The organism is Hamadaea flava (genome assembly GCF_024172085.1).
In the GTDB taxonomy this organism is placed as follows: domain Bacteria; phylum Actinomycetota; class Actinomycetes; order Mycobacteriales; family Micromonosporaceae; genus Hamadaea; species Hamadaea flava.
This window is the reverse complement of the sequence record NZ_JAMZDZ010000001.1, coordinates 2,956,852-2,974,772: the sequence shown is the minus strand read 5'-3', so window position 1 is coordinate 2,974,772 and position 17,921 is coordinate 2,956,852. Positions and strand designations below refer to the sequence as shown.

Genomic DNA, 17,921 nt, shown 5'->3' with positions numbered 1-17,921 from the left:
GGCTGGCTACTATGCCGGGCGTGGCGGAGTTCGTGCACATCACGGCGGAGCGGTCGGCTCGGCGGATCGAGCGCTCGGGCATCGCCGCGCGTAGCAGAGGGCGGATCGGTATCCGTGGCGTGTACTGCATGCCTGTGTTGCCGTCGTTCACCCTGACCTACCAATGGGTACGCGAGCTGCGCCGCTGGCATCCGGGTGTGCTCGTGGCGGTGCATCTGCGGCTGCCCGACGACGAGCCGGTGGCCGTCGGGCGATACAGCGAACTGCCGCGAGAGGTGAGCGCGGCGGCAGCGATCGCGGCGGTACGCGGCCTCGACGATCCGCGCGGGTACGAGGTATTCGTACCGCGCGCGATCACCGTCAGTGAGATTCGGCGCGTACGCGGAGTTCCGCAGGGTATCGGCTGGCGGTATCAGCCGTCCGCGCGCGGCCGGCGTCCCTGTACCTGCCCGGCGTGCCTTCAGCCCGGAACGTACAAAGTGGACCGCCTTCGGCGCCGATTCCCCTACGACGACGACCCGCCCGCCCGGCCGAAGAGCGAGCTGATGGCCCGGTTGCATGCGGCGGAGTCTGCGGACGAGATCATCGAGGTGCTCTACGAGCTGGGCAGGAAACGACGTGGTGGCGCGGAGGAACTCGCGTACCTGGCCGACCATCCCGATCCCGACGTTCGCGACACCTTGGAGAGCGTTCTGCGGGTGTACCGGGGGAGTGTGGCTCGCCACCTAAGGGAACGTCTCCAGCGGGCCGCCGACGAAGTGTGACGGTGTGGCCCGGGGAGGCCGCACCGTCGGGGGCTGGTTCAGAGGCGACCGACGGCCGTCTCGGCGAGCTGCTTCGAGGCCGCCACGGTGTCGTCGACGGTGGTCGCGCCGACCGACAGCGTCAGGTACTGGCCCTTGGCCCAGACGTGGGTCTGGCCGATCGCCTGGTTCTGGAACGTGTACGCGACGTCGCCGAGCCCTTCGACCTTCACGGCCCGGCCGCGGAACACCGACTCCAAGATCGACGGATCGAAGGTGCCCGGCTCGACGGCGATCTGCACCAACTTGGTGCCGCTGGTGTACACGCACTCCTTGTTCGTCTGCTTGGACGGCTTGGGCGAGTCGACGCCGAGCAGCCCGGCGGCGTCGGCCGGCTTCAGCAGGTCGCACGCCTTCGCTCCCTTCGCCTTGGAATCCTTGCCGGCCGTGGACGCCCCAGCGCCGCTTCCAGTGCCGGCCGTATCCGACGAATCGCCGCACCCGCTCGCGCCTGCCGCCAGTGCGACCGCAATCGTCGCCGCCGCCACCCAACGCATCGACATCAGAACTCCTAGAGAAGAGGAAGACTGGCTCGAAATCTAGGAAGTACGCGATCGCAGGGCATCGGGACGCGTACGGAAATCCGGTGCGCGCCGCGGCTCAGTACCGGTGTCCGTACCGGCTCGGTCCGCCGTGGACGCCGCATGCAACCCTCTGCGGCGGTCGACCGTCTAGGACGTGTGAGCGAAGAGACGACGGCGTGGCCGCTGCGCCGAATTCTGGCGGCTGTGGTGGAGTTCGGCGGGCTGGCGTTGTGGCTTTGGCTGTTCGCGTGGCTGCACACGTCCGCCGGCAAGGACGCGGTGGCGGCCATGGCCCACGCGAGTTCGTTGCAGGGGCTCGAACGGGCACTCGGGCTGGACGTCGAGCTGTGGGCGAATCGGTGGCTCGTCGAGTATCCGGGTTTCGCCGCACCCGCGGTGGTCTTCTATCGCTCGTACTACCTGGTGGTGCTCGGCGTACTGGTCTGGGCGTACCTGCGGCACTCCGAGGTCTATCGGCACGTCCGCCGGGCGGCGGTCGCGATGACGGTCCTGGTGCTGCCCATGTTCTGGTTGCTGCCCATGGCGCCGCCCCGGCTGGCGTTGCCGGGCATCGTCGACGTCATCGCCGAGACCGACCCGTTCTGGGGCGCGGAGACTCGGGACCCCGGCAGCGGCCAGAATCATTTCTCGGCCATGCCCAGCATGCACGTGGCCTGGTCGCTGTGGTGCGCGTACGCGGTGTGGGCGGCGGTTCGCGTACGCCATCCACGGTGGGCTTTGCTGGCGTGGGTCTTCCCGCTGCTGATGATCGTCGTCGTGCTGACCACGGGCAACCATTACCTGCTCGACGTCGTCGGCAGCGTGGCGCTGGTGGCATGTTCCGTCGGCGTGGCCCGGCTCGCCGACCACTTCACGGCAAGGACGGCTTAGAGCCGGTCGAGGTCCAGCCGGGCCAACTCGGTCCGGGAGGAGATGCCCAGCTTCGGGAACGCCTTGTACAGATGCTGGCCGATGGTGCGCGGGCTGAGCAGCAGGTGCGCTGCGATGTCACGGTTCGTGGCGCCCGTCGCGGCTAGGCGTACGACTTGGAGTTCCTGGGCGGTCAGCGCGGCGCCGGGATCGACGCGACGCCGGGTGGGTGTGACTTCCCCGGCGGCCCGCAGTTCGGCGGCGGCGCGGTCGGCCCACGGTCGCGCGTTGAGGCGTTCGAAGGCTTCGTGCGCTTCGCGCAGGTGCGGGCGGGCTTCGGCCTTGCGACGCCGGCGGCGCAGCCACTCGCCGTAGGCCAGCCGGGTTCGGGCCTGTTCGTACGGCTGGGGTGCGAGTTTGTGCAGGTCCAACGCCCGGGCGAAGTCTGCCTCCGAGTCGCGGAGCAATCCGTGGCAGCGTGCGATCAGCGCGTTCGCCCAGTCCTCGCCGGACAAGTCGGTCCAGCGCTCGGCCAGCTCCATCGATTCGCGGACGCGATCGGGTGTGCCGAGGCGTACCGCCGCTTCGACCTCGTCGACGACGAATCTGGTGCCGAAGTGTGACGAGCCGGCGGGACGTGCCTGGAGTCGGTCGAGGGCCGCCTGGTCGCGGCCCTGGGTCAGGTCGAGCATGGCCAGCGCCCAGATCGGCAGCAGGGCGACGGCCGGGGCGTTGTGGCTGACCGCGAACGCCAAGGCTGATTCGGCCAGTGGGCGGCAGCGTTCCTCGTCGCCCTCGACCGCGGCCAACCAGGCGAGCTGGCCGCGCAGGCCGGTGGCGGCGTGCGGCTGGCCGGTGTCGAGCGCGAGCTGGAGCCCTTCCTCGCCGTTGTCGCGCGCGTCCCGGTGGTGTCCAATCACGACCTGCGTGTACGCGAGATGGTTGAGCGCGAAGGGAAGCAGCCGAATCCGGCCCTCGGCCCGGCAGCCGGCGGCGATCGCGGTGGTGAGTTCGACGGCTTGATCGAGGCGGCCGCAGATGAAGGTGAGGTTGGCGGCCATCATCTGGGCCGGGACGCCGGACGTCGAAGCCTGCCGGAGGAAGCCGTCCACCATCGGGTAGCCCGATTCGAGGTCGCCGCCGTAGACGAGCGCCACGCCGCGGGTAAGGCTGACGAGACTGTCGTCGGCCGGCAGCCCCAGCCGATCGAGCAGACGGGACGCCTCTGCGGCGAGCGCCGGATCGCCCGCGGCCCAGATGTTGTGCGCCGCGGCCATGAGCATACGGGCGGCGGTCCGCGGATCGGCTTCGGCGACGTGGGTCGCGCCGTCGACCAGGAAACGAGCCGCTCCGCGTGGCGAGCCCTCGTCGTAGGCCACCGCTGCCCGGACGTCGGAGAGCCGCGCCAAGGTCACCGGATCGGTGGTCTGGTGCGCGGCGCGTTCACTCAAGTCCGCCGCCCGGCGGCCTTGCCCCGCTTCCTTGGCCGCCAGCGCGGCGGCCGCCAGCCGACGGGCCAGCTGTCCCGGGTCGGCGCTGAGCTGCGCGGAACGTTCGTAGGCGGTCGCCATCGCCGCGTAGCCGAGGCGGGCGCCGGCCCGCTCGGCCGACTGTTCGAGGGCGCCGGCGATCTCCTCGTCCGGTCCGGTCGCGGCCAGGGCGAGGTGCCACGCCCGCCGGTCGTCGCTCACCGCTCCGGCCAGGGCCTGATGGATCGCGCGGCGCTGGGCCGAGGAGATGCTGTGGTACGCCGCCGAGCGCAGCAGCGGATGGCGGAATCGCAGGACGCCACCGGTGACCTTGGCGAGCCCGGCCAGCTCGGCGGGCTCCAGCGCGTCGGCCGGGATCGTCAACGTGCCCGACGCGGCGAGGACGATGCCGAGCGCGCCGGTGTCCTCGGCGGCCGCCACGGCGAGCATCTTCCGGGTGGGGTCGGGCATGCGCTGGATCTGCCCGGCGAAGGCGTCGAGGAGCCGATCGGTCAGCGGGAGCGGCCCGGCGAGTTCCAGCTCGCCCGCGCCGGCCGCCTTCGACAGCTCGATGAGGGCCAGCGGGTTCCCGCCGGCCTCGGCCAGCACCTGCTCCCGCAGGTGGGCGGGGAGCCCGTCGTTCAGCAGGAGTTCGGCGTCGTCGCGTACCAGTCCGCCGAGGCGCAGCTCGGGCAGACCGGAGGTGGGGAAGGCGGCTTGGTCGTCGCGCGCGGCGATCAGCAGGGCGACACCTTCGGAATGCAGCCGACGGGCCGCGAAGAGCAGGGCCGAGGCCGAGGCTTGGTCGAACCATTGGGCGTCGTCGACGACGGCCAGCAGCGGGCGGTTCTCGGCCAACTCCGCCAGGAGGCTGAGGGTGGCCAGCCCGACCAGGAACTTGTCGGTCTGACCCAGCGGGGCCAGGCCGAACGCGCCACGCAGGGCGACGGCCTGCGGTTCGGGCAGCGTGTCGAGCCGGTCGAGGGCGGGTCGCAGCAGCAGATGCAGGGCGGCGAAGGGCAGTTCCACCTCGGTCTCCACGCCTGCGCCGCGCAGCACGGTGACCCCGTCGGCGGCCTGAGCGGCGTACTCGAGCAGCGCGGACTTGCCCAATCCTGGTTCGCCTCGGAGCACGAGGACGCCGCTGGTACCGGTTCTCGCGTCGGCCAACAGCGCCTCGACGGCCCGGATCTCCTCCGCACGTCCTTGCAGCATCACGTATCCCTCGTACCTATTCGCGGATCATGAGTCACCTTACTCATTCCTTCTGAGGTGGCCGAACTTAGCGTTCTGCGCAGTCGATCTGAGCAAGGAGTGCGAGATGACCGCGCTGAACGGCAAGACCGCCCTGGTGACCGGGGCCTCTCGCGGCATCGGCCGGGCGATCGCGCTGCGCCTGGCGGTCGACGGCGCACTGGTCGCGGTGCACTACGGCCACGACGACGAGGCGGCCGGGCGGACGGTGGCCGAGATCGAGCAGGCCGGCGGGCGAGCGTACGCGGTCCGGGCTGAGCTGGGCGTACCCGGCGAGCTGGACGCTCTGTTCGCCGGGTTGGCCTCGGGTCTGGCGGGGCGGCCGCTGGACGTCCTGGTCAGCAACGCCGCCCTGGCCACGGTCGGTTCGTTCGCCCACACCACCGAGGCGTCGTTCGACCGGCTGTTCGCGGTCAACGTCAAGGCGCCCTTCTTCCTCATTCAGCGAGCGCTGCCGGTGATGTCCGACGGCGGACGGGTCATCTGCGTCTCCTCGGCGGCCACCCGGGTGGTGTCGCCGGAGGTGGCGTACGCGATGACCAAGGGCGCGATCGACGTGCTCGTCCGGAGCCTCGCCCAGGAGGTCGGCGTACGCGGCATCACCGTCAACGCGGTGGCTCCGGGGCCGACCGTCACCGATTCCTCCGGCTGGATGCTCGCCACGGCGGCAGCCGAAGACCGCCTCGCCGCCGCCAATGCGCTCAACCGGGTCGGGCAGCCGGCCGACATCGCGGCGGCGGTCGCCTTCCTGGCCTCCGACGACGCCCGCTGGATCACCGGCGGCGTACTCGACGCGAGCGGCGGCTACTTCCTCGGCCCCCGTAGCTGACCTCGCCTGTTCTCCAAAGGAGTCACGACATGTCCATCACCTTCTCCGAGCAGGACAAACTCACCATCCGGACGGCGGCGTACGGCGCGGTGTCGCTGCTGGCGGCGGCCGGGGGCGCGGGCGGCACGCCGCACCGGATCGCGGCCGAGGGCTCGATCTCGCTCGCCTCGGCGACCGGCCCGGTCGGCGGGGTGCTCGCCGACAAGAAGGCCGGGGTGTATCTGAGCGGCACCTCGGTGGCCGACCTCGCGGCGCAGGTCCTGCCGGCACTGTCGGCGGCGATGAACCTGCTCCGGGAACGGGCTCCGGCGGAGTCCGACAACTTCCGCAGCACCGTTCTGGTCGCCCTCGAGGCGGCGATCCGCACCCAATGGCGCGAGCCCGGTCCGGCGATGGCGCAGGTGACTCGGGAGATCACCGGCGCGCTGGATCGCTCATGACAGCGCGCGGGCCGCCCGTGACAGCCCGACGACGGTCCCATGACAGGACGGCGGCCGATCGTAGTCACATCGCAAACGAAGCAAGCACGCCAACAAAGGAGAACGAAATGTCCATCACCTTCACCGCCGACGACAAGCAGACCCTGCGGACCGGCGCGTACGGCGCGGTGTCCCTGCTCGCCGCGGCCGGCGCCGTCAACGGCTCGCCGCACAAGATCGCCACCAGCGGCTCGATCGCGCTGGCCTCGGCCACCGGCCCGGTCGGGCACGTGCTCGCCGAGAAGAAGGGCGGCATGGACCTGAGCGGCAAGTCCGTCGCGGAGCTGGCCGACAAGGTGCTGCCCGCGCTGACCGAGGCGATGAGCCTGCTCAAGGCGCAGGCCCCGGCCGAGGCCGACAACTACCGCGGCATCGTCCTGGTCGCCGTCGAATCGGCACTCGGCGACAGCAAGCCCACCCCGGTCCTGGCGGACATGACCCGCAAGATCACCGCGGCCCTCGACGCCGCCTGACAAGCGCCCACACTCTCGCCCGCACTCTTCAGTGCGGGCGCTTCCTTTTCGGCCGACGGACCGGTCCCGCCGGCCGGGTGTCTTCGGTTACCATCAGCGCCGCATCGATATACGGGGAGGTGCAGATGGTCCGCCGGGCTGTCGTCCTGATTCTCATGATCTTGGCCGGTACGCTCATCGCACCGGCCGCCGCACAGGCCGCCACCGCCGGGGCGGCGCCGTTCTTCGTCGTCTACGGCAGCGGAATCGGCACCTCGATCGGGCGTGGTTCGCCGACTCGGGTGCCCATCGGCGTACAGGCCTGGGGGTCGACGCCGATCACCAATGCGGTCGTGACCCTCGACGCGTCGGCGATCTCGGCCCGCGTACGCGTCGTCGGCGCGGACGGGCCGTGCACGTTCACTAGCACCAAGATCACCTGCAAGTTCGGGACCGTGTCGAAGTCCAAGAAGACCGCGTACGCGATCTTCCAAGCCGTGGCGGACGCCCCGGCGGGCCGGGCAGGCACCGTCAAGCTGCATCTGACGGGCAGTCCGACGCCGACCGACCCGAACGCGACCGGATCCATCACCATCGCGGGCGAGGCGGACGTGGCCGATATGGCGATCTCGTCCACGACGCCGCGCGGCGACGTCGGCCAGGTCGTCACCGTCACCACGACGATCCGCAACAACGGCCCGGGAGTGCAGCCCTGGATCGTGCTGAGCGCGTCCCGCATGCCGCCGGGCATGTCGTACGCCGGTGGCTCCGGCTGTGTGAAGGCGGGCACGTCGTTCTCGTGCCGCAAGGAGAACATGGCGGTCGGATCGACGGCCACCGTGAAGCTGTCGCTGCGCATCGACCGCTGCGACAAGGGGTACGCCCTCGGCTATGAGGGGCCCGGTGAGAGCACCAGCACCGCGTTGTCGGACCAGAACCAGTACAACAACAACTTCCGCCTGAAGATCACCGTCAACGGGTGCTATGCGAGCGGGTCCTCTGGATCGTCGGGTTCCACGACGTCGCGTACCTCGCCGTCACGATCGCCGTCGAGTGCCCCATCGAGTACGCCGTCGGCCAGTCCTTCGGTGTCGCCCACGCTGTCGCCGTCCGCCACAGCCGACGGTGCGTTGGTGGTGGCGAGTGCCGACGAGACCGACCCTCCGCTGGTCGAGGCGAGCGCGGACGAGCCGAACGATCACGACGGGTTCGTCGTCGGTGGACTGGCCGTGTTCGCCGTCCTGATCGCCGGAACCCTGTTGGTGCTGAGCCGCCGCCGCGGCCCGGCCGAAGAGGCCCGCTGACAGCGGGATAGTCGACAAGAGGCCCGCTGGAGACGATCTCCAGCGGGCCTCCGCGTGCCTGAGGCCGTTACGCCTCGATGACGCCGGCCTGGACGGTCACCCAGCTGGAGCAGACCGAGCCACCGCCCGAGTAGTCGATGACGCAGATGCGCATGATCAGCTTGCTGGTCTCGTAGTAGTTCTTGTTGCAGACGCCCCAGTTGCCGTAGCCCAGGGAGTTGATGCACTTGCCCTGCCGGTACAGGTCGCCGTTGGCGGTCAGGTAGTTACGCCAGTCGGCGACGGCCGACATGCCGTCCTTGGCGGTGTCCTGCACCCACCACTTGTCGCCGCTCTTCTCGTAACAGACCTTGGCGCCGTCGATGGAATAGCAGCTCAGAACGGTGTCGACGGTGGCGGCGACCGCGTGGTCGTTCTCCGGAGTCGGCGCCGCGCTCGCGGCGGTCGGCGTGACCAGGGTGGCCACCACGGCCACGAACAACGTCACTGCGGCATAAGCGATTCGTCGCATGGCTTCCCCTTATTCCGAGATCTGCTTGTACTGACAGCCGCTTCCGGTCGTGTCACCGGAACCGTCCACAAGGCACACCCACATGTCATAGCCGCCGGCGGCTGCCTTGACGTCATAGGTGAAGCTCTTGCAGGCGCCCGTACCGGAGCCGTTGTAGAGCGTCGCCACCCGGTCGCCGGCGTAGTAGAGGGAGCCGCGTACGCCGTGGCCGTCGGCGTACAGGTCGCACACCGTGAACTTGTCACCGTCGTCGTGGAAGCTCATCGACGCGACGTTGGTGAAGCTGTTCGTGATGTAGATGGTGATGTCCGGGGTCGCCGCGGCCTGGGCGGTGCCGGGCATCAACACCGCCGTGGCGAGCGCGGTGGCCGCGGCGAGTATGCCGCCCCTGAGGAATCGCTGCAACGCGTCGCTCCAATCTGGACGTTCGATCGATCTTGTGTGGCATCTTGCCCGCAAGATCATTGACCGTCAACCGGAACGGCCACCCGAATATCGTCTGATCGGACAGCTCTCCGCGTGATGATCATCGCGCCAGCCATGCTGTTTCGCCGGACATTTCGCCGCTCGATACGACATGGCTGGCGCAATGATCACGCCAGCCGCGCTAGCTCTGCGGGTTGATGGTGTCGAACGGCAGGCGCAGCTTGAGCTGCCCGGCGATCGGCACGTTGTGCGTACGGATCTCGGTCAGCTCCTCGGCGGTCAGCGCACGGCCGTAGATCCGGAACTCGTCCAGGTCCCCCTTGAACGTGTTGTTCAGGCCGTCGACGCGGCGACCCAGGAACACGCTGTTGATGCCGAACTCCTTGCCGGTGGTCACCGAGCCGCGGGGCGCGGCGAGGTCGACGACGGTCGCGCCGTCGATGTTCACGGTGACCCGGGTCGCCGTGCGCTGCATGGCGACGTGGTGCCATTTCCCGTCGTTGTACGCGCCGGGGATGGTGATGTTCGCGTCGCCCTGGCCGGTGCCCACGACACCCCGAATGCGGTTGCTCGCCGGTTCGGCGCGCAGCCAGATCTGGGCGGCTCCCGTACCCACCTGGTAGCACCACCAGATCACGATGCTGCCGGAGGTCTCGGTGTAGCGGAACCACGTCATGATCGTGAACTGGTCGTCACCGAGGTCGAGGGTCTGGTTGAACGGCATCTCCACGTAGTCGTCGACGCCGTCGGCCGCGAGCCCGGTGCCGTACCGGCCTTCGCCGAGGGTGGGGTTGCCGCGGACGTACGCGGTGTTGTCGTAGCGGGGCGACGCGTCCGGCGTCGTCGGGCCCGGCGCCGGTGCCGGCGGCAGACTCGGCGGGGTGCCGTTCGGGGTGTCCAAGTACGCCTCGTTGAACCGCACGAACTGGATGACCTCGTACAGGGCGGCCACGCCGCTTTCGTAGAGCACGCCGGCCACCGGTCCCAGAGCCGGATCATCGGAGATCTTGACCAGGTCGGAGTATCCGCCCGGACCCCAGCTGATGACCTTGCCCTCCTGCCAGGTCTCCCAGGTCTTCGCCTCGTCGAACGAGGAGCGGATGGTCAGCGCCTCCCGCTTGCCGGGGTTGGCCGGGCCGGAGAACAGGATGCGGTTCTGCGCGTCGCCTTCGTCGGTGGCGGTCAGACGCAGCAGCGAGCCCTGCACGACCGGCATCGTCAACGCGGGAACCATCTGGAACGGAGCGTCATAGCTGGCGCCGCCGTCGCTGGAGATGGCGTACGCCCGCGTGCCCTCCGACGTGCCTGCCTCGCGCACGTTGACGTAGATCCGCCCGTCGGTCAGCTCCACCAGGGTGGACTCGTTGACGAAGATGTCGTCGGACACGCCGCCGGCGCTGGCGCCGAGGTGCCAGGTGTCGCCGCCGTCGTCGCTGTAGCCGAGGTGGATTCCGGGGACGCTGCGCCCGTCGGGTCCGACCGATTCGTGGTTGGCGCTCATCACGAGGCGTCCGGCGTGCGGGCCGCGCTTGAGCTGAATGGCGTGCACCGGGCCGGTGGCGTACCAGGCGGTCCACTCCGGCTGCAACAGCTCGGACATCTGCCGCGGCGCGCTCCAGGTCGCTCCGCTGTCGTCGCTGATCTGGAGGAACGGAACCCGGCCGCCGCTGCCGGTGCCGGGGTTGTGCGTCGTGAACAGCACGACTCGGCCGGTGCGCTCGTCGACGATCGGCATCGGGTTGCCGTGCGTGTCGCCGTTGCCCTTGGAGACGACCTGGAGCGGGCCCCAGGTCTTGCCGCCGTCGTGGGAGCGCTTGAGCACCAGGTCGATGTTGCCGCGGTCGTCGCAGTTGCTGACCCGGCCTTCGGCGAAGGCGAGCAGGTCACCGTTGGTGGCCTTGACGATCGCGGGGATGCGGTAGCAGAAGTAGCCGTCCGTCTTCGCTGTGTAGACCGCCCCTTCCTCGTGATACGGCTCGGCGGCGTACGCCGTCCCGCCGGTGAGCAAGGTGGCCGCCGCCATCGTGGCGACCACGGCGACGGAGAGCAGTCTGCGATGTAGTCGGTGGTCTCGTTGTCTCGTCATGAAGCGGGATACCTCCACTTGCCGGCGCTGAACGCGGAGCGGGTCGAGCGCGGGCTCAGGAAACATGGACGAAATGTTCGGACATCCTACGTCCCATGTCCGAAGTACCACAAGGCCCTGCTCAGGGCATTGATGACGCTGATCCCGAGGGTCGGGCCATCGTTGATCACCGAAACCGCTCGGAGGCAATGTTATAGCTGGCCAAACCCTGTACTGACCCATCACGCGGCATCGTGGGTCGCATGTGGACAGAATTGTGAGCACCTGTTGACGGCGCTGACATCGAGAGGCACACTCGTCCCCAACCTGGGGAGGAGATCCTATGTCCTATGTCCAGAAGATGCTGCTAACCGCCGGTACCGTGCTGGCCCTGGTTCTCAGCCCGACGAGTCCCGTCACCGCGGCCGAATCGGCGCCACCGCCCGACGACTGGGTCGGGACCTGGTCGGCGGCGGCGACGGGCACCGTGCCCAATCTGCCCACCGGGTACGCCGACCGGACCATCCGCAACGTGGTGCACACCAGCGTCGGGGGTTCCGGCGTACGCGTCTCGCTGACCAACGTCCTGAGCAGCGTGGCGGTACGCATGGACGCCGTGACGGTGGCCGTCGCCGAAGCGCCCACCACACCCGGCGCGGTCGCGGGCACGATGCGATCGCTCACCTTCGGCGGCGCGTCCGCGGTGAGCATCCCCGCCGGTGGCGAGGTGCTCAGCGACCCGCTCCCGTTCGCTGTGCCGGAAGATGGAAACCTCCTGGTCAGCGTGTACACGGCCGCGCCGTCCGGGCCGGTCACCTATCACCAGGTGGCCAATCAGACCTCGTACCTGTCGGTGGCCGGCAACCACGCCGCCGAGGCGGCCGGTGCGGCGTTCACCAGTGCGATCACCTTCTGGCCCTATGTCAGCGGGGTGGATGTCCTCGGGCAGGCCGAGGGCGCCGTGGTCGCGTTCGGCGACTCGATCACCGACGGGAACGCCTCCACCCGGAACGCGAACCACCGCTGGCCGGACTACCTGGCCGACCGGCTGATCGCCGAGCCCGGCGCGACCAGGCTCGGCGTGCTCAACGCCGGTATCAGCTCGAACCGGTTGCTGTCCAACACCTGGAACCCCAACGCGATCTCCCGGCTCGACCGGGACGTCCTGACCGCGCCCGGCGTGCGCTCGGTCATCGTCATGCTCGGCATCAACGACATCGGCGGCCAGCCCCAGCATCACGAGCCGTCCGAGATCATCGCGGCCCTGCGCCAGATCGCGGCCCAGTCCAAGGCCAAGGGGCTGCGGATCACCGGGGGCACCCTCACGCCTTTCGGCGGGTCCAGCAACTACACCGAGGAGCTTGAAGGGGTACGCCAGGCGGTCAACGACTTCATCCGTACCAGCGGTGTCTTCGACGCGGTGGCCGACTTCGACGCGGCGCTGCGTGACCCGGCGACGCCCACCCGGCTGCGGGCGGACTTCGACTCCGGCGATCACCTGCACCCCAAGGACGCCGGCTACCAGGCGATGGCCGCGGTCGTCGACCTGGACAAGCTCACCGGACACCCGGCCGGCCGCTGGGCGAGCACCTGGCAGACCGCCATGGCGCGGACGACACCGGGCGCCGACCTCGGCCTGCCGAACCAGTCGATCCGCAACGTGGTGCACACCAGCGTCGGCGGCGACGCGGCGCGCGTACGCCTGTCCAACGCGCTCGGCACGGCACCGGTCCTGATGGGCCGGGTCACGGTGGCTGTGGCGTCCCGGTCGGACGGACCGGACGCGGTCGCGGGCACGATGCGGGAGGTGACCTTCGGCGGCTCGCCGTCGGTGACGATCCCGATCGGCGGCGAAGTCCTCAGCGACCCGATCTCGCTGAGCGTTCCGGCGGACGGGGATCTGCTGGTGACCGTGTACACGCCGGTGGAGTCCGGCGCGGTCACCGAGCATCCGCGGGCGTACCAGACGTCGTTCATCGCGACCGACGGCGACCACGCCGCGGACGAGCAGGGCACGGCGTTCAGCAAGCCGACCACCGCCTGGTACTACGTGACGGGAGTGGACGTCCAGTCCAACCTCTTGCACGGCACCGTGGTGACCTTCGGCGACTCGATCACCGACGGCGACCGGTCGACAGTCGGTCTGAACCAGCGCTGGCCCGACATCCTGGCGGACCGGCTGGCCGCCGAGCCGGGGCCGACCAAGCTCGGCGTGGTCAACAGCGGCCTCAGCGGCAACCGGATCCTCGACAGCAGCACCGGAACCGGGATCGGCGGGCCGAACGCGTACGCCCGGTCGTCGCGGGACATGCTGACCACGACCGGGGCGCGAACGGTCATCGTGCTCGAAGGCGTCAACGACATCCTCAACCTGGCCAACCCGGACCCGGAGACCTTGAAGCTCGCCCTGAAACAGCTCGCCGCCCAGGCGCACGCCCAGGGGCTGAAGGTCGTCGTCGGAACCATCACGCCGATCAAGGGATGGCGTTCCTACACCGAGGCGCGGGACGGCGTACGGCAAGAGGTGAACGCGTTCATCCGCACGAGCACGGACTTCGACGCCGTGGTCGACTTCGACGCGGTGGTTCGCGATCCGGCCGACCCGCAGCAGATCAACCCGGCCTACGACTCCGGTGACCATCTGCACCCGTCGGACGCCGGATACCGGGTCATGGCCGAGGCCATCGATCTCCGCACACTGCGGTAGGACCGGTCGCTCCAGCGGCCTGGCCGGGATCGCTCGGGTCCCGGCCAGGCGGTGCGGCTACTCGTACACGTAGCGCATGGCGCACTTGATCGGCGTCGTGTCGGACGCGCCGTCGACCAGGCAGACCTTCATGTAGTACGCGTTGCCGGGCTTGATGTCGTAGGCGAACTTGACGTTGGTGCCGTTTCCGTTGCCGTTGTAGATCGACTTCAGCGTCGTGCCGCTGCCGTCGATGAGCGAGCCGCGTACGCCGTGCCCGTCGGCGACGCGGTCCCAGACGGTGAAGATGTCGCCGACGTCCTCGTGGGTCATCGACCCGGCGTCGCCGGTGCTGCCGACCCGCTGAACGACGACGGTGGCGTCGATCGACGCGTACGCCGGGCTGCCGGCTCCGAACGCGACCGCTGCGGTGAGCGCGCACGCGATCGTGGCCAGCGCCGCTGATCGTTTTCTCACTGATCTTTCCTTTCGAGGTCGGTTGCTGCGGCTCGAAAGGTATCGGCGTCGGCTTGCAGGGGAATTGAATCGGAGTTGAATCAGCAGGTCAGAACGGATCGGCTAGGCACAGGCAGCGACGACTGCGTTGCCGGCGTCGCGCATCGCCGGCGACGCGATCACCGCCTTGAGCTTCGCCTGCTCGCTGTCGGAGCTTTCGCCCGCGACGATCGCCTGCTCCACCGACACCTGGTACGCGGTGATCTTCGCCTTGAGCTTCGGGTCGGCGGCGAGTTCGGCGGCGGCTCCGAGCGCGGCGTGCAGGGTGGTGATCGCCGCCATCAGGTCCCGGGTGGCCTTGGCGAGGTCCTCGTGGAAGAGCCCGCTCTGCACCAGGACGGCCGACACCGGCGACAGCGCGTCGGCGGCGTTCTGGCGAGCCGTCAATGCGGCCGCGCAGGCCGGTACGAGTTTTCGCCCAGCCGAATTGGTCGCCGACACCACCACGGTGGACGTCGCGGACGCGACCGGGCTCGCGACGGCGGAGGGTTCGACGGAGGTCGCCGGGGTGACCGAGGTGGCCAGGGGGACGGCGGCGGAAGGTCTGTCGTGGGTGCACGCCGCTGCTCCGGCCAGGGTGACACCGGCGAGGGCGACGCCGAGCAGGCGTCCGATCGTGCGTGGCATGGGAACTCCTGTCCAGATCAGAACGGGCCGGATCACAGTGCGAGCATGGCTCGGGCGGCCAGGCCGAAGCCCAGCACGATGATCACCGAGCCGGTCGCCTCCGCCGGGACGGTCAACCGGCCGAGCCAGGCCCACCGGTCGCGTACCCGCAAGAGGAGCAGGCCGGCGGCGGTCAGCGTGCCCGCCATGCCCAAGCCGTACACGATGATGAGGACGATGCCGAACCAGAGGCGGCCCAGCGCCGCCGCGCCGAGCAGGACCACGAGGGCGGTGGGGCTCGGGACGAGCCCGCCGGCGACGCCGAGGACCGTGAGATTGCGGCGGCTGCCCGGGTGGTCGTGGTGATGGTGGTGGTGCGCCCGGTGATGATGATGGTCGCGCCGGTGGCGCAGGGCGTTGATCAGGATGCCCAGCCCGACGACGGTGATCAGCACGCCACTGACCACGCCGAGCCATTGGAGGACCGATTCCGCGGCGAGTCCGGCGAAGGTCGTGGTGGCCACGCCGAGGATCAGCACTCCGGCAGTGTGGGTGAGGGTGACGATGCCGCCGACGATGAGCGCGTCGCGCCGGCGTCCCTGGCGACCCGCGAGATAGAGGGCCATCACGGTCTTGCCATGGCCGGGCAGGGCCGCGTGCGCGGCGCCCAGCAGGGCAGCCATGAGCACGGCGAGCAGCAGAACGTGCGGCGCGGGGTCGCCGAGGACGCCTTCCAGCCATGCCTCACCGCGTTGCAGCCAACCCTTGTCCTTCGAGGCGGCCGGGGGAGCCTCGGCTTGCGGCGACGCGTCCGAAGTGGCCGTTCCGGCTACGGCCAGGGTCTTCACCTGCGCCGAGCGCTCGTACGGCGGCAGTTGCGCGGGCAGCGCGACACCATCGCCGGCCAGCAGGATCTGGCTGGCGCCGGTGCGGTCGGCCAGATAGCCGTTCACCACGGCGACGTCGGTCGCCGCGCCGACTGTGGCTGGTGCCGACAGCTTGCAGGTGAGCAGGCTGCTTGGGATGCCGGACGCGCCGATCTGTTTCAGCTCCTGCGACTGCACGGTCCACTTCACTGGTACGCCGTCGACGCGGGTGTCGAACTTCGCGGCGAAGGCGGTGCAGTCGGGGGTGATCTGCTTCGCCGCCACCTCGCCGATGTCCAGGGCGGCGACGACGTCGACGCGATCGGGATGGATCGTCACCTTCACGAGGTGGTCGATCGAGAACGGGGTCAGCGGGTGAGCGGCGAGGGCTGCGCTGAGCAGAATCGTCGGGATCACGGGACACCCTCCGTGGCGGTTGTCGGCGCGCGCGATGAACGGGGTTGGTGAAGGTGCGGCGGAACACCGCACCTTCGAGGTTCAGACCTCTTGTCGCGGGGTTCAGCTGATGCGGGTGACCTTCACGGCGTCGGCGATGATGTATCCGGTGCCGGCCGTCCAGCGGCTGACACCCACCTTGTTCTCGTCACCGGCTGACAGCGTGAAGTTGCCGAGCGACACCCATTTGCCGCCGTTGGCCTGTTGGTTGATGTTGACGACTTGGTTCCCGCTCGGCGTCACGACGATGTAGGGGGTCGAGTTGTTGTAGCCGGCGTTGGCCGAGTACCAGACCGCCACCTGATAGGTGCCCGTCGCCGGGATGTTCACCTTGTACCAGGCCGGGTCGCTGGCCGAGACGGGGTCGGCGAAGCGGTAGTCGGCGCCGTACCGCTGAGCCGAGTAGGTGGACGTGCCCCAGCTCGTGCTCGCCGTGAACCGGTCCGCCGTCGTGTTGTCGACGATGGTGCTCCACGCTTGCGGAACGGGGTTGATGTTGCTGAGGACGAACTGGTTCGCCGCATCGGTCTTGTAGGTGTTCAGATACGGCGAGTACGTCTTGACGTCCAGCGTGTTGGCGGTCGGGTTGAACGTCATGACCCGCATGAAGCTATTGGGGTCACGTGTGGACGGGTCCTGGTAGTCCGCCTGGATCTGGTACACGGTGTTCCCGTTCACCCCGGCCTGGGGGATCACTCCGGCGTTGACGTAGTGGCCGGAGAAGGTGAACCGGAAGTTCTTGTGCTTGCTGACCAGGTTGGTCCAGAGCTTGGTGCCGTTGCTGTCCTTGGTCGTCCCGTTCTGATAGGCGTGGGTGACCAGGATCGCGTTGTGGTTCGGGTACGCCGAGACGACGGAGTTCGCCCAGGTGATCTCGGCGTCGCTGGGGGCGTACTTCATCGCCAGCACGAGCCAGTCCACGCCACCGGCGGTGAACGTGTGGTAGGCGTTGTCGTTCTGTGCGGCGGGGTACGTTCCACCGAACGACGGCAGGCTGGTGAACTTCGAGCGGGGATAGTGGCTGTTGTAGATCGTCGCCGCCCGCGTGGTCGTCGAGTCCAGGTCGTGATTGCCCGGACCGATGATGTAGGGGACGTCGTCGGTGGGCAGGCCCATCGCGCTCTTGCTGTTGGCCCACTGGGTCGGCTGGTCGTGGTTGTCCACGACGTCGCCGACGTGGAGGACGTACTTGATGTTGCGCGCGGTCTGCTGGTCGGCCACCCATTGCATCTGCGCCCGATACACCTCCGGCCAGTACTCGGAGGCGAACTGCGTGTCGGGCAGCATCACGATGGTGAAGTTCTCGGCGGCGGCCAGCGCCTGCGCTTGAGCAGGCGCTCCTTGGCCGTACAACACCGCCGTCAACAACAGGGCGTACGTGGCACCCAAGGCACGGGTGACCTTGGTGATCCTCATTCCTACCTTCCTTCCTCGGTCGGTGAAGCTGAACCGTGGCGCGGCGAGGCGGGCGGACCCGGGTCGTGCAGGTGGTCTGAACCGTTGCGGCACTTGGCATGGAAGTCGCCTCGCTGGCCTCGGTGAGAGGGTTTCGAGCCCTCTACTAGACCGTTTGGAGGAAGTTTCAAGGCGGCGTGGCCAGTACCGCAACAGTGAAAAAGTTATTGATTTACATTTGTTATAGTGTGATCGTTACACGTTCACGGCCCTGGTGGCCGCCGCGGGGCGGATCATCCAATCTGGATCCGAGCGGTGTCGTAGTCTCGATGACCATCGAGTTGTGGACGCGGGCGCTCTTGGTCGTCAGGCGCAGCACCGTACGGCCGAGTCCCGCGGGCAACGCGGAC

At 69.0% G+C, this 17,921-nt stretch carries 16 protein-coding genes; 7 read left to right on the top strand and 9 right to left on the bottom strand.

The features are described from left to right. Positions 1–20 precede the first annotated feature (20 nt). Positions 21–764 carry a HEAT repeat domain-containing protein gene (locus HDA40_RS13875; protein ID WP_253755707.1) on the top strand — a complete coding sequence of 248 codons (744 nt, stop codon included), beginning with the start codon at positions 21–23 and terminating at the stop codon, positions 762–764. Between the two features lie 38 nt (positions 765–802). Here the strand turns inward: HDA40_RS13875 and HDA40_RS13870 are convergent, their stop codons facing one another. Continuing rightward, a complete protein-coding gene (locus HDA40_RS13870; protein ID WP_253755705.1) occupies positions 803–1,306 on the bottom strand; it encodes a hypothetical protein in 504 nt (167 codons plus the stop codon). A 177-nt stretch (positions 1,307–1,483) separates the two neighbouring features. Between HDA40_RS13870 and HDA40_RS13865 the strand changes: the two genes are divergently transcribed. Further along, a complete protein-coding gene (locus HDA40_RS13865) occupies positions 1,484–2,218 on the top strand; it encodes a phosphatase PAP2 family protein (RefSeq protein WP_253755703.1) in 735 nt (244 codons plus the stop codon). Here the strand turns inward: HDA40_RS13865 and HDA40_RS13860 are convergent. Then, positions 2,215–4,881, bottom strand: coding sequence for an ATP-binding protein (locus HDA40_RS13860; protein WP_253755701.1), 2,667 nt, complete (start codon positions 4,879–4,881; stop codon positions 2,215–2,217). The two genes, HDA40_RS13865 and HDA40_RS13860, sit on opposite strands and share 4 nt — an antisense overlap. A 106-nt stretch (positions 4,882–4,987) precedes the next feature. On the opposite strand from HDA40_RS13860, the gene HDA40_RS13855 reads away from it, so the two are divergent. The 4 genes from HDA40_RS13855 to HDA40_RS13840 all read left to right on the top strand — a co-directional run bounded on the left by HDA40_RS13855 (position 4,988) and on the right by HDA40_RS13840 (position 7,984). Further along, positions 4,988–5,749 (top strand): SDR family oxidoreductase, encoded by a 762-nt coding sequence (locus HDA40_RS13855; RefSeq protein WP_253755699.1) that lies wholly within the window; start codon positions 4,988–4,990, stop codon positions 5,747–5,749. 29 nt (positions 5,750–5,778) lie between these two features. Next, positions 5,779–6,189, top strand: a complete 411-nt coding sequence (locus HDA40_RS13850; RefSeq protein WP_253755697.1) for a hypothetical protein — start codon at positions 5,779–5,781, stop codon at positions 6,187–6,189. Positions 6,190–6,296: 107 nt separating this feature from the next. Further along, positions 6,297–6,701 carry a hypothetical protein gene (locus tag HDA40_RS13845; RefSeq protein ID WP_253755695.1) on the top strand — a complete coding sequence of 135 codons (405 nt, stop codon included), beginning with the start codon at positions 6,297–6,299 and terminating at the stop codon, positions 6,699–6,701. 125 nt (positions 6,702–6,826) lie between these two features. Further along, on the top strand, positions 6,827–7,984 hold the full coding sequence (locus HDA40_RS13840; RefSeq protein WP_253755693.1) for a hypothetical protein: 1,158 nt from the start codon (positions 6,827–6,829) through the stop codon (positions 7,982–7,984). A gap of 67 nt (positions 7,985–8,051) precedes the next feature. Here HDA40_RS13840 and HDA40_RS13835 read toward each other — a convergent pair whose 3' ends face one another. From HDA40_RS13835 to HDA40_RS13825, 3 genes are all read right to left on the bottom strand, one after another. After that, the gene (locus HDA40_RS13835; RefSeq protein ID WP_253755691.1) at positions 8,052–8,495 is read right to left on the bottom strand and encodes a hypothetical protein; all 444 of its coding nucleotides are present in this window, start codon (positions 8,493–8,495) and stop codon (positions 8,052–8,054) included. A 9-nt stretch (positions 8,496–8,504) separates the two neighbouring features. Further along, positions 8,505–8,900 (bottom strand): hypothetical protein, encoded by a 396-nt coding sequence (locus HDA40_RS13830; RefSeq protein WP_253755689.1) that lies wholly within the window; start codon positions 8,898–8,900, stop codon positions 8,505–8,507. 202 nt (positions 8,901–9,102) lie between these two features. Beyond that, a complete protein-coding gene (locus HDA40_RS13825; RefSeq protein ID WP_253755687.1) occupies positions 9,103–11,007 on the bottom strand; it encodes a sialidase family protein in 1,905 nt (634 codons plus the stop codon). 322 nt (positions 11,008–11,329) lie between these two features. Here HDA40_RS13825 and HDA40_RS13820 point away from each other — a divergent pair, with 322 nt between their 5' ends. Further along, on the top strand, positions 11,330–13,693 hold the full coding sequence (locus HDA40_RS13820; protein WP_253755685.1) for an SGNH/GDSL hydrolase family protein: 2,364 nt from the start codon (positions 11,330–11,332) through the stop codon (positions 13,691–13,693). Between the two features lie 57 nt (positions 13,694–13,750). Here the strand turns inward: HDA40_RS13820 and HDA40_RS13815 are convergent, their stop codons facing one another. From HDA40_RS13815 to HDA40_RS13800, 4 genes are all read right to left on the bottom strand, one after another. Then, complete coding sequence (locus HDA40_RS13815) at positions 13,751–14,149, bottom strand: hypothetical protein (RefSeq protein WP_253755683.1); 399 nt, start codon at positions 14,147–14,149, stop codon at positions 13,751–13,753. Positions 14,150–14,251: 102 nt separating this feature from the next. Then, complete coding sequence (locus tag HDA40_RS13810; protein WP_253755681.1) at positions 14,252–14,815, bottom strand: hypothetical protein; 564 nt, start codon at positions 14,813–14,815, stop codon at positions 14,252–14,254. Between the two features lie 32 nt (positions 14,816–14,847). Further along, complete coding sequence (locus HDA40_RS42110; protein WP_253755679.1) at positions 14,848–16,077, bottom strand: urease accessory protein UreH domain-containing protein; 1,230 nt, start codon at positions 16,075–16,077, stop codon at positions 14,848–14,850. Between the two features lie 102 nt (positions 16,078–16,179). After that, a complete protein-coding gene (locus HDA40_RS13800; RefSeq protein ID WP_253755677.1) occupies positions 16,180–17,532 on the bottom strand; it encodes a golvesin C-terminal-like domain-containing protein in 1,353 nt (450 codons plus the stop codon). Positions 17,533–17,921 lie beyond the last annotated feature (389 nt).